Consider the following 12,424-nt stretch of genomic DNA (forward strand, 5'->3'; position numbering starts at 1 on the left):
CCGGCATAGGTTTGTAGCCTATCTAGGGTTCAAATCCCTATCTCTCCACCATTATATTAAAGCCCGCACTTAGCGGGCTTTTTTGTTTTTAGATTAGCAACGTTAAGATAAGTTAATTCAGCAACACGTTTTTTAACTTAAAAATACGTATAATTTCCCATCATAAATTACGACCATAGTCTCTGTTTCTAACCTTAAGATCTTGGTGCATGCTTAATATATTGTTTGTAGTGTGTGATTAGGAACTTATATGAAACATCAACTTGCTAAAAGTGTTGCACTTTCTTTGCTCTCGCCCGTTATTGTTGGCAGCCTACTAGGTATATATTATGGACTGACAATTAACGGTGATATTACCACTATATTTTTGCAACTTTTAATGAGTGCGATTGCCAATGCACATATTGTAGGGCTGACCATGGCTGCTTTTGTTGTGCCTGGTTATTTACTCATGTTTAAGTACGCTAAAGTAAACTATTCGGGCGTTTTAACTTTGGGTTTATTAGGTGGGGCAATTTTTAGTTATTTATTGAGTGCTACGTCAGGCGAGATATTTTTAATTAATAGTGTAATGTCAGCATTTGCTGCAGGGCTATTTTTATTTGGTTTACGCAAATCCTCTAAAAAATAATTGCAGAAATATTAGTCAAGCGTGCTGAAAAACGGCGCTATTTCTGTTTTTTTGCTTGCAAAAGGTTTCAATTTTTCACGACAAAGAGTACCTTTAGCTACTGTCTGTTTAATAAGAAGTAGTTTGGTATGCAAAAGCACGATTTTTACCAGTCATTAGTTAAGCAAACTGAGTCACTCATTGCAGGTGAATCTAATGTCATCGCTAATATGGCTAACGTAAGTGCGCTGTTATTTACCTCATTAGAAGATGTAAATTGGGCGGGCTTTTACTTTATGGATTCGCCAAGTGAGTTAGTACTGGGGCCTTTTCAAGGCAATCCGGCCTGTATTCGTATTCCTGTAGGTAAAGGAGTATGCGGTACCGCAGCAGCAACGTTGCAAACACAACTAATTGAAGATGTTCACGCGTTTGAAGGCCATATAGCCTGTGATGCGGCGTCTAATTCTGAGATTGTTGTACCTATCATGAAAAATGATAAAATAGTTGCTGTGCTTGATATTGATAGCCCAACAGTTGGTCGATTTGATACTGATGACCAAGCGGGTCTTGAAGCATTAGTTAAATGCTTAGAGGCAAGCTTATAATGAAAGACTTGCTAAATGTTCAAGACTACCTATTTGCTATACAAGATGTTGGCGATTGGGAAGGGGATGAAGAACATGTAGCGGAAACGCTCAATGATTTGATTCACATAGCCTGGGAAAAACTACCCGATGATTTAGATTGTGAATCAATCGATGAAATAATAAATGGTATTTGGGAACATCTTCGTGGTGATATGGCTGTACTAGAGGCTGACTTCGAAGAGTTAGTCGACTGGGTATTACACTACGTTGAATCGTCCCTAGATGAAAAGATGTGAAAAATAGGTTCTAAAATGGAAACCACAAACAAGCTAAAAGATATTAATGAAGTGTTGGAATTTTTATATCAAGAATTCCCACAGTGTTTTAAACAAAAAGACGGTATTAAGCCGCTTAAAGTCGGTATTTTTAAAGATATTGCTGAGCGTATTGAAGGGTCTGAAAAAGTAAGTAAGACACAAGTACGTCAAGCGCTTAGAAAATACACCTCAAATTGGCGTTATTTAGAAGCTGTGACTAAGTCAGAGTTTCGTATTGATCTTGATGGCAATCAAGGCGAAAAAGTTGAGCAAGAACATATTGAACATGCTCAAAAAGCTTTAGATGAAAGCCGTGCGAAAATGGCCAAGCGCAAAAAGCAGCAGCGTCCACGTCAAGATTCTGATTCAAAATCTTTCAAGAAAAAACCAGCCCACGCTAGCAAAAGTAATGCTCAAGCTAATAAACCAGCTAAAGCAGCCCCAGCTAAACGTTCAGGAAAAGTTGAACCTTTACCTGCAGGTGAGGTCAAGGTTAATAACAAGGTTAAGGTTAAACTTGGCCAAGCACTTGTAAATGCAGTCATTACTGAAGTAAACAAAGACGAAGTTCATGTTGAACTAGTAACAGGCATGCAAGTTAAAACCAAAGCTGACAGCTTATACATTATTTAAGTTGTATTTAAATTAAGGAGTTGTGTATGAGTAAAAAGTTTTCGCTCATTCCGTTAGTTGCTGCCCTGTTTTCGGGTTCTATATTTGCCTCAGTTGAAGCGGCAAAACTTGAAGACTTACCTGTACTTAAACAAGAAAGTCAACATGGCACTGCCAGCAAACGGGTGGCTAACTTATTTGCTCGTTCACACTATACACCGGTTCGATTTAACGATGCGCTTTCTAGTAAAGTATATGATCGTTATATCGAATCCCTTGATTTTAATAAAAGTGTATTTTTAGCAAGCGACATTGCATCGTTTGAAAAGTACCGTGACGATTTTGATAATGCCATTGCTACGGGCAAGCTTGGATTTACATTCGATATTTTTAATCTAAGTTTAAAACGCCGGTTTGAACGTTATGATTACTCTTTATCATTGCTAGATAAAGAAATGACGTTTGATAAGGACGACGAATACTTTTTTGATCGTGAAGATTCAGCATGGCCTGCATCACAAGCTGAGCTCGATGAAATTTGGCGTGAGCGCGTTAAATACGATGCGTTACGTTTAAAAATGACCGGTAAAGATTGGCAAGGGATAAAAGAAGTCCTTACAAAACGTTACAAAAACGCCCAAAAACGATTAGTACAAACCAATTCAGAAGATGCATTTCAGATTGTGATGAACTCATTAGCGCGCAGTATTGAGGCACATACCTCCTATTTATCGCCGCGCCGTGCAGAACAATTTAAAATGGATATGGACTTAGAGCTTGAAGGCATAGGTGCAGTTTTAAGCCCAGATGAAGATTACACTGTTATTCGCAGTTTAGTGCCAGGCGGCCCAGCGGATAAAACTGAGCAGTTAAAAGCAGACGATAAAATTATTGGTGTTGCCCAAGGTCAAAAAGAGTTTGTAGATGTTATTGGTTGGCGCTTAGATGACGTAGTTGATTTAATTAAAGGCCCTAAAGGCACAAAGGTGCGCTTACAATATCTAAAAGGATCTGATGCACATGGCACGCCTAAAGTCGTTGAAATCACTCGTGATAAAATACGCTTAGAAGATAGAGCGGCTAAATCTGAAGTATTCGAAGCTAGCTACTCAGATCTAACGTCAAAAATTGGTGTTATAGAAATCCCTGGCTTTTACAACAACCTTTCAAAAGACGTTAAAGTTGAACTTGCTAAACTCAAAGAAGAAAACGTGGATGGTATTATCATCGACTTACGCCAAAATGGCGGCGGATCATTATATGAGGCGACACAATTATCAGGCCTGTTTTTTGATCAAGGCCCCGTTGTTCAAATTCATACATTAAACAATCGTATCGAAGAGCAAAAAGACCGCGATGGTATTACTTACTACGACGGCCCATTAACGGTTTTAGTAGATCGATACAGTGCTTCAGCCTCTGAGATTTTTGCAGCTGCGATGCAAGACTATGGCCGTGCAGTAATTATTGGTGAACAAACCTTTGGTAAAGGAACTGTTCAGCAGCACAAAGGTTTAGGCCGTGCCTATGATTTGTACGATAACGATTTAGGCAGTGTGCAATACACGATTGCAAAATTTTACCGTATAAACGGTGGCAGCACACAGCATAAAGGGGTTATCCCTGATATCTCTTTCCCTTCAGCAATAGACCCAGCCGAATGGGGCGAGAGTAAACAAGACAATGCATTACCATGGGATAGCATAGTCCGAGCTAAGTATAAAAAGCAGGGCAATTTAACACCTGTAGTTGCTTATCTTGAAAAACAACATGAGATGCGTATTAAGACAGAGCCCGAATTTGGTTACGTGTTTGATGATATTGCTCGCTACAATGAAGAGAAAGATCGTAAAACGATTTCCTTAGTTGAAGCCGAACGCATTAAAGAAAAAGATGAAAACGAGGCACGCACTTTAGCCCGTACTAATGAGCGTTTAAAGCGTTTAGGTAAAAAACCTGTTGAGAACTTAGATGATGTACCTGAGGTAATTGAAGAGTTAGATCCTTTTTTAGAAGAGGCCGCATTGATCACTCAAGATTACATTAACTTTGGTCGCATCGCTAAAAAATAAACGCGTGTAATCCCTTTTAAAAGGCGCTTTTTGCGCCTTTTTTGTTACCTAAATTTAGCTAAATTGCTATAATCGCGAATTACAAAATTGAGTTACGTTATTGTGGCTTAAAAAAGCACTGATACGCTAAAAATAATAAATAACCACACTACGGAAAGTGGTGTGCAGGAGTCACTATTTTGAAGCCTTTAGAAAAACCAATTAAACCCGCCTCGTTTTTGGATGCACTTGTCCCTATCACTGTTTTAATTTGCCTTTTAGGTGCTGCAGTGTATTTATTTGGTGATAACTCATCATCAGGCCCTAACCAAATAGCATTATTATTTGCCACTTTTGCAGCGGCATTGATAGGGCTAAAAAATGGCTATACATGGAAAAAATTAGAAGATGCCATGATTGAAGGTATTACCTTATCGTTAGGGGCAATTTTAATATTATTGATGGTAGGTGCTTTAATTGGCACTTGGCTATTATCGGGTACCGTGCCAACGCTTATTTATTATGGTTTGCAAGTTATTAACCCAAGCTGGTTTTACGCTGCAAGTTGTTTAATTTGTGGCATTGTTGCGATGAGTATAGGTAGCTCTTGGACCACTGCGGCGACTATAGGTGTTGCGCTTTTAGGTGTTGCCACAGGCCTTGGATTAGATCAAACCGTTACTGCAGGTGCGGTTATTTCGGGCGCTTATTTTGGTGACAAACTCAGCCCGCTTTCTGAGACCACTAATTTAGCTCCAGCTGTTGTAGGCGCTGATTTATTTCAGCATATTCATCATATGTTATGGACTACAGTGCCAAGCTTTGTCATTGCACTGATCATTTTTATATTTATGGGCTTTAATGCAACAGCGGCAAACGAAGCGGGCAGAATTGACGAAATAACAGCGATTTTAGAACAAAATTTCAATATTGGCTTTGAAATGCTCATTCCATTAATTGTGCTGCTAGTATTAGCTATTAAAAAAATGCCAGCCTTCCCAGCTATTTCAATTGGCGCTGTAATAGGGGCTGTTTGGGCCATGTTTTTTCAAACTGATCTTATTGCATCGCAGCTTGACCTATCACAGGGCGAGTTAGTTGGTTATTTTAAAATTATTTGGACTACGTTTTTTGATGGATTCAATATTGACACTGGCGATGCCAAAATGGACTCTTTACTCAGCGGTGGCGGTATGGCGGGTATGTTAACCACCACATGGCTGATCATGACGGCACTTATGTTTGGTGCCATTATGGAAAAAACGGGTTTATTAGATATTTTTGTAAAAAGTATTTTAAAAATTGCAAAAAGTACTGGCTCGCTTATTACATCTACCATTGCTACTTGTATAGGTACAAACCTAATAGCGGCTGATCAATACATCGCCATTGTTGTACCGGGTCGTATGTTTAAAGAAGAGTATAAAAAGCGTGGCTTAAAGCCGGTTAATTTATCGCGTACTTTAGAAGATGGCGGCACAATAACAAGCCCGTTAATTCCGTGGAACACCTGTGGTGCGTATATGCAAAGCGTTTTATTAATAAACCCATTTGACTACGCTTTATATGCTTTCTTTAATTTAATTAATCCTTTTTTAGCCATTATTTATGCATATGTAGGTATTAAAATTTTACGTATAGAGCCCAAACAACCTGCTTAAATCTTAATAGCCCCTTTTTAAAGGGGCTTTCGTTGGAGTAACCATGACTGTTTCAGCAAAGCCACAAGCGCAATATTTAAAAGATTACACTGCCCCTAATTTTTCTATTGAGCATACAGAGCTCACTTTTGACTTACAGCCGTTGGACACAAAAGTAACGGCCCTATTAACACTCAAAAGAGCAACTAATGATTGCTCAGCACTTGTGTTAGACGGTATAGACCTACAATTAGTGGAATTACATGTAGATAATGTGGCTTACACAGACTACAAAATTGAAGGTGAACACTTATTCATTAATGGTTTACCTGATGCATGTCAGCTCAAAATTGTGACCCAGATTTCTCCTCAAACAAACTCCTCGCTAGAGGGGCTGTATTTGTCGGGTGGGGCATATTGCACGCAATGTGAAGCACAAGGTTTTAGAAAAATAACTTATTTTTTAGATCGTCCTGATGTGTTAAGTACCTATGATGTAACAATTATTGCTGATAAAAGCTTTAAACACTTATTATCAAATGGTAATCAAATTGACAGTGGTGAAACTGTCGATGGGCGACATTTTGCCAAATGGCAAGATCCATTTAAAAAGCCAAGCTATTTGTTTGCATTAGTCGCGGGTGATTTTGACGTACTAAAAGATACCTATACAACAAAAAGTGGTCGCGAAATTGAGCTTGCGTTATTTGTTGATAAAGGCAATTTATCTAAAACTCCGCATGCAATTAACTCATTAAAAAAAGCCATGCAATGGGATGAAGAGCGTTTTAATCTTGAATACGATTTAGATATTTATATGATTGTCGCTGTAGACTTTTTTAATATGGGGGCTATGGAAAACAAGGGACTAAATGTATTTAATAGTAAATGCGTTTTGGCTAACCAAGAAACCGCCACTGATAAAGATTATCACACTATAGAGTCAATTGTAGGGCATGAGTATTTTCATAACTGGACGGGGAACCGTGTTACGTGTAGAGACTGGTTTCAGTTATCGTTAAAAGAAGGGCTTACAGTATTTAGAGACCAAGAATTTAGTAGCGATTTGGGCTCTCGCGCACTTAATCGCATTGATGCCGTTAAAGTAATGCGTACACACCAGTTTAGTGAAGATGCGGGCCCTATGGCGCACCCAATTCGCCCTGAAAAAGTAATTGAAATGAATAATTTTTATACAGTCACTGTTTACGATAAAGGGGCTGAAGTTATCCGAATGATGCACACCCTGTTAGGTGAGGTTAACTTTCAAAAAGGGATGCAGCTTTACTTTGAACGCCATGATGGTCAAGCGGTTACCTGTGATGATTTTGTTGCTGCAATGAACGATGCTTCTGGCATAGATTTAACTCAATTTAAGCGCTGGTATAGCCAATCAGGTACACCACGATTAAATGCAATACAACACTATGATCACAATAAACAACTTTATACTCTAACAATTGAGCAATCTGCACCAGTTAATCAGCCTAATAACAAGAGCTTACATATCCCGTTTGCTATAGAATTATTAGATGATAATGGACAAAGTATCGCGCTTACATATCAGGGTGAAAAACGTGATCATGTCCTTAATGTAACTTCGACAACACAAACGTTTTACTTTGATCAAATACCTGTTCGCCCAGTGGCGGTATTACTCGAAGACTTTTCTGCGCCTTGTATCCTAAATCAGCAAAACTCAGAGCACGATTTGCTGCACATAATGCGTTTTGCACGCAGTCATTTTTCACGTTGGGATGCACAGCAGCAGTTGTTTATCAATGCCGTTAAGCAAGCAGTGAGTAACCCTGAAAATGCACAATTAAGTGATAATGTTATCAGGGCATTACGTGAATTAATTAACGCAAAAAGCAGTGATTTAGCATTAGTTGCTGAGCTTCTTAAACTACCAAGCTTTGACACCTTTGCCGCCGAGTTTGACATTATTCCGGTTGATGAGATCACTAAAGTAACAACTTTGTTTGAGCAACAAATTGCCGAGCAATTATTTAATGAGTTTTTAAATTGTCACAATTCGTTAGTCGATGATGGCAGCATAAATCCAGATGCAGTTGCGATAAGAGCGCTCAAAGGTGTTTGTTTACACTATTTAGCTAAAACACCCTCTGAACAAGTTGACCATTTTATTAAAGACTCAGCTGGGTCTTCAAATATGACGAACGTATTAGCCTCTTTGAGTGCCGTAGTTAAAGCGTCACACCCATTAACAGCCTCTTTACTAGAGCACTTTGATAGCCAGTGGCGTCACGATGTATTAGTAATGGATAAATGGTTTGCGCTTCAAGCTATGCAAACAGGCACTGATGCCATTGAGAAGATAAAAGCGTTATACGAGCACCCTAACTTTGATTATTCAAATCCAAATCGAGTACGGGCATTAATAGGTAGTTTTAGCCACTTTAATACTTCACAATTTCATAGAAAAGATGGGCAAGGATACGCATTACTTTGCGACTTACTTATTAAATTAAACGCGATTAATCCGCAAAATGCCTCAAGAATGTTAACGCCATTTATGTCATGGAAACGCTATGATACAACACGTGCCGATGCGATGAAGGCGCAGTTACAACGCTTAGCAAACCTTGATGATTTAAGTGCTGACTTGTACGAAAAGGTTGAAAAAGCACTTAGTTAAATGATTGAGTATTACTTTTCTTTACAGCTGAGCTACAACGAATGCATGGATTATTACCATGGTCGTTTTAGCTCAGTTCAAGTAGTTGAGGATAACGGTAAAATAATACGATTTGCCGCCTCACACTTACGCCCTTATGTTTCGTCTATTGGCATAAGAGGGCGCTTTAGACTTTTACTAACCCCTGAGAATAAATTTATTCGCCTCGAACGTGTCGCCTAACCTACTATTTTTATGTTATAGATACATAAAAATATTATCTTTTTGTTAATTTCAATTTGTTCTATTGTTAAATTACGTGTATAAATTATCTGGTATGACGTCTTACCAACACGTAAACGTCAGCTTAAAAAATATAATAAATGATTGAATGCGACCGTTTGTAATTTTTTATAATCGCTTCTATCGTTAAGATTACACTAAAAACAATAACTTGATCACACATAATTACCCACGACAGGGGGGATACACAATGATAAGAAGATCGCTTTTTGTTAAAAACAAAATAGCCATAGGTTTAGCTGCCGCCAGCTTAAGTTTATCTGGCGCGGCGAATGCAGCAAATTTTGAAGTCGGGGGCTTTGATGTCACTTTCGACTCAACTTTTTCTTATGGCCAAAGCGTCCGTGTTGAAGACAGAGATTTCGATATTATTGGTAAAAGCAATAATCCTGCGTTTGATTGGACGGGCTACAACCCTTCATTAAATACAATTTATTCTTCTCAAGATGTTTGGGCTCAGCCAGGCTCTTATTCAAATAATGGCGATGCAGGTAATCTTAATTTTGATAGCGGTGATTCGTTTTCAAAATTATTGAAAGGCACACACGACCTTTCAATCAGTAAAGATAACTACGGTTTATTTACTCGTTTTATGTATTTTTATGATTTTGAGTTAATGGATGGTGATAGAGCCTACGTTAACCCAACATCAGGGCAAGGCGTTGACCCATGTGATGATGACGATACGAAAGAGCAAAGCTGTGCCGATATTCGTCTTTTAGATGCTTACGTGTGGGCAAACTTTGACTTAAATGATGGCAACAACCCGTTGTCAATTCGCCTTGGTCAACAAGTTGTTAACTGGGGTGAAAGCACGCTTATCTCTCATGGTATTAACGTAAACCCTGTTGATATTGACCGTTTAAAAGCACCGGGTGCTGAACTTAAAGAAGCCTTTATACCGGTTGGTATGTTGTGGGCATCATTAGGTATTACTGAAAACATTACGTTAGAAGGTTTTTACCAGTATCAATGGCATGAAACACGCCTGCCAGCTGCAGGTACTTATTTTTCTACCAATGACTTTGCTGCAGAAAACGGCTACCAACAAAATGTTCAGTTAGGTTTTACCTCTAACCCTGATATTGATATGGCATTTTTGACTGACAGCCTTAATAACCTTTACGCAACCTTTGCTCAAGCAGCTGCTGCACAAGGCATTGACCCATCAAGTGCTGAAGGCCAAGCGCTACTTGCAAACATGTATTTAGCGCATCCAACCAAAGTTGCATTAAAAGGTAAAGGTAACAATGGCAAAACAGAGCCAGATGACGGCGGCCAATACGGTTTACGCTTAGGCATGTTTTTACCACAGTGGAACGACACTGAAGTGGCGTTATATCATGTTAATTACCACAGTCGTAGACCGCTCATTTCAGGTCGTGTATCGAACTTTTCGCAAGCGGCAATTGCACAAGATTTAGCAATGATAGCAACCACAGAAATTACTGATGATAACGTGGCTGATTTAGTTGCTTTTTCTAAAGCTGAAAACGACTACCCAGAAGACATTAAACTGTACGGTTTAAGTTTTAACACCAGCATTGGTGAGACTGCTTTTGCAGGTGAGTTTGCTTTTCGTCAAGATGAGCCTCTACAAATAGATGATGTTGAGCTTCTTTATACCGCAATGCCTGAACAATTAGCACTGGCAGGTATTCGACCAGATTTTGCAGGTATTTCACAAATGAGTTTTGGCGATGCGATTAGTTCTGTTGCGGCTGGCGAGGTTGCACAAGGCTACATCGAACGTGACACATCACAAATTCAGTTTACTGCAACGCACTTATTCGGGCCATCTTTAGGTGCAGATAGTTGGGCTGTAGTAGGTGAAGTAGGGGCTGTGAAAATTCATGATATGCCGGACTATGATGAAATGCGTTTAAATGTGTCGGGTACAGGTCGAAGCGGTGTAATCACAGGTCCAGGCACAACTGACTACACCACATTACAACTAGGCCTTTCTAATGGCCCAGAAGAAAAGTCGTTTGCAACGGCCTCGTCGTGGGGTTACCGCCTAATTGCTAAAGGTGACTACTTTAACCTTTATAATGGCATTAATTTTTCTCCGCGATTTGTGTTTTCTCATGATGTGAACGGTAATACGCCTGATCCTATGTTCTTGTTTATTGAAGACCGTAAATCATTAGGTGTCACAATGAACTTTAATTACCAAAATGCATGGTCACTTGATGTGAGCTATAACTCATTTTGGGGTGGTGGCGATATCAATACTTTCTCAGATCGTGACTACGTTTCTTTTAATATTAAATATTCTATTTAGGGGTAATATTAGTATGATTAAAAAACCTACCCTCATCGCTACGGCTTTATGTAGCATGTTTTTAAGTTCAGCGGCAATGGCAAAAATGAGTGCTGAAGAAGTTGCACGTTTAGGACAAGATTTAACGCCATTTGGCGCAGAAAAAGCAGCAAACGCAGATGGTTCAATTCCAGCGTGGAACGGTGGTATTACATCCGCACCTGCCGGTTATGAGCCGGGGATGCACCACTTAGATCCGTATTCAGCAGATAAAGTATTATTTACTATAGATAAAACAAACATTGATAAATACAAGGCTAATTTAAGCCCTGGTCAAATTGCTTTATTTGAAGCTTATCCAGATACATTTAAAATGCCTGTCTATGAAACACGTCGCTCTGCGTCTTTTCCGCAGTTTGTATATGATGCAACTAAAGAGTTTGCACCAACAGCTGAACTGGTCGAAGGCGGTAATGGTATAAAAAACACTGCCATTGGTATTCCATTCCCTATTCCTAAAACGGGTTTAGAAGCTATTTGGAACCACTTACTACGCTATCGCGGACAGTCAATCGAGCGCTTTGGTGGCCAAGCTGCTCCCACTGCATCTGGCTCATATAATTATGTAGGCTTTGATGAGCAACTGTTGGTTAAATATTCTGATCCTAAAGCGACGCCCGCCGAGCTTCAAGATTCAAATATTTTGTTTAAATTTAAGCAAAAGGTGACAGAGCCTGCGCGACTAGCCGGTACTGCATTGCTGGTTCATGAAACCATGGACCAAATTTTAACCCCTCGCCAAGCATGGACATATAACTCTGGTCAGCGTCGCGTTCGTCGTGCGCCTAATGTGGCTTATGATGCACCAGGTACAGCGGCAGATAGCTTACGTACCACTGATGATTTTGATATGTTTAACGGCTCACCTAATCGTTATAACTGGACACTAAAAGGCAAGCAAGAGCTCTATATTCCTTATAACAGCTACAAGCTACACAGCGATCAACTTGAATATGATGATATTTTAAAACCTGGACACATTAACCCTGAGCACACACGCTATGAGAAACACCGTGTATGGGTAGTTGAGGCGAACTTAAAAGATGATACTCGTCATATTTATAAAAAACGTGTGTTTTATATTGATGAAGATAGCTGGCAAGTACACGTAACTGATATTTATGATAATCGCGACCAATTATATCGCGTTGCAATGGCTTACGGTCTTAATTACTACGAAGTGCCAACGCAATGGAGTACTTTAGAAGTGTACCATGATTTAAATTCACGCCGTTACTTGGCTATCGGTCTAGATAACCAAGAAAAAATGTACGACTTTTCACAGTCGTTTAACGATAACGAATTTACTTCAAGCGCACTTCGCCGCGCTGGTCGATAAT

Annotated in this window: 10 protein-coding genes; all 10 read left to right on the top strand. The window is 39.3% G+C overall.

The features are described 5' to 3' along the window. Nucleotides 1-250 precede the first annotated feature (250 nt). The 10 genes from AABI99_RS01035 (at nucleotide 251) to AABI99_RS01080 (ending at nucleotide 12,423) form a co-directional block, all read left to right on the top strand. Nucleotides 251-631, top strand: coding sequence for a hypothetical protein (locus tag AABI99_RS01035; RefSeq protein WP_338362714.1), 381 nt, complete (start codon nucleotides 251-253; stop codon nucleotides 629-631). Nucleotides 632-759: 128 nt separating this feature from the next. Next, nucleotides 760-1,218, top strand: a complete 459-nt coding sequence (locus tag AABI99_RS01040; protein ID WP_338362715.1) for a GAF domain-containing protein — start codon at nucleotides 760-762, stop codon at nucleotides 1,216-1,218. Continuing rightward, nucleotides 1,218-1,496 (top strand): hypothetical protein, encoded by a 279-nt coding sequence (locus tag AABI99_RS01045; protein ID WP_338362813.1) that lies wholly within the window; start codon nucleotides 1,218-1,220, stop codon nucleotides 1,494-1,496. Before AABI99_RS01040 ends, AABI99_RS01045 begins: the two co-directional genes overlap by 1 nt. 15 nt (nucleotides 1,497-1,511) lie before the next feature. Beyond that, entirely contained in the window at nucleotides 1,512-2,150 is a 639-nt protein-coding gene (proQ, locus tag AABI99_RS01050; RefSeq protein ID WP_338362716.1) for an RNA chaperone ProQ, read from the top strand. Nucleotides 2,151-2,176: 26 nt separating this feature from the next. Continuing rightward, nucleotides 2,177-4,201: a carboxy terminal-processing peptidase gene (gene prc / locus AABI99_RS01055; RefSeq protein ID WP_338362717.1), complete on the top strand. Its 2,025-nt coding sequence runs from the start codon at nucleotides 2,177-2,179 to the stop codon at nucleotides 4,199-4,201. A 179-nt stretch (nucleotides 4,202-4,380) separates the two neighbouring features. Then, the gene (gene nhaC, locus AABI99_RS01060) at nucleotides 4,381-5,841 is read left to right on the top strand and encodes a Na+/H+ antiporter NhaC (protein ID WP_338362718.1); all 1,461 of its coding nucleotides are present in this window, start codon (nucleotides 4,381-4,383) and stop codon (nucleotides 5,839-5,841) included. 43 nt (nucleotides 5,842-5,884) lie between these two features. Next, nucleotides 5,885-8,479: an aminopeptidase N gene (pepN, locus tag AABI99_RS01065; RefSeq protein WP_338362719.1), complete on the top strand. Its 2,595-nt coding sequence runs from the start codon at nucleotides 5,885-5,887 to the stop codon at nucleotides 8,477-8,479. Continuing rightward, nucleotides 8,480-8,701: a DUF2835 domain-containing protein gene (locus AABI99_RS01070; protein ID WP_338362720.1), complete on the top strand. Its 222-nt coding sequence runs from the start codon at nucleotides 8,480-8,482 to the stop codon at nucleotides 8,699-8,701. A 250-nt stretch (nucleotides 8,702-8,951) separates the two neighbouring features. After that, a complete protein-coding gene (locus tag AABI99_RS01075) occupies nucleotides 8,952-11,045 on the top strand; it encodes a DUF1302 domain-containing protein (RefSeq protein ID WP_338362721.1) in 2,094 nt (697 codons plus the stop codon). A 13-nt stretch (nucleotides 11,046-11,058) separates the two neighbouring features. Beyond that, nucleotides 11,059-12,423 (top strand): DUF1329 domain-containing protein, encoded by a 1,365-nt coding sequence (locus tag AABI99_RS01080; RefSeq protein ID WP_338362722.1) that lies wholly within the window; start codon nucleotides 11,059-11,061, stop codon nucleotides 12,421-12,423. Nucleotide 12,424: the final 1 nt, after the last annotated feature.

It is taken from the genome of uncultured Pseudoalteromonas sp. (genome assembly GCF_963922945.1).
Taxonomy (GTDB): domain Bacteria; phylum Pseudomonadota; class Gammaproteobacteria; order Enterobacterales; family Alteromonadaceae; genus Pseudoalteromonas.

Bases quoted from the DNA above. Each gene is read 5' to 3' on its own strand.
- AABI99_RS01035 (WP_338362714.1), top strand. From the start codon at position 251: ATGAAACATCAACTTGCTAAAAGTGTTGCACTTTCTTTGCTCTCGCCC.
- AABI99_RS01040 (WP_338362715.1), top strand. From the start codon at position 760: ATGCAAAAGCACGATTTTTACCAGTCATTAGTTAAGCAAACTGAGTCA.
- AABI99_RS01045 (WP_338362813.1), top strand. From the start codon at position 1,218: ATGAAAGACTTGCTAAATGTTCAAGACTACCTATTTGCTATACAAGAT.
- proQ (WP_338362716.1), top strand. From the start codon at position 1,512: ATGGAAACCACAAACAAGCTAAAAGATATTAATGAAGTGTTGGAATTT.
- prc (WP_338362717.1), top strand. From the start codon at position 2,177: ATGAGTAAAAAGTTTTCGCTCATTCCGTTAGTTGCTGCCCTGTTTTCG.
- pepN (WP_338362719.1), top strand. From the start codon at position 5,885: ATGACTGTTTCAGCAAAGCCACAAGCGCAATATTTAAAAGATTACACT.
- AABI99_RS01070 (WP_338362720.1), top strand. From the start codon at position 8,480: ATGATTGAGTATTACTTTTCTTTACAGCTGAGCTACAACGAATGCATG.
- AABI99_RS01075 (WP_338362721.1), top strand. From the start codon at position 8,952: ATGATAAGAAGATCGCTTTTTGTTAAAAACAAAATAGCCATAGGTTTA.
- AABI99_RS01080 (WP_338362722.1), top strand. From the start codon at position 11,059: ATGATTAAAAAACCTACCCTCATCGCTACGGCTTTATGTAGCATGTTT.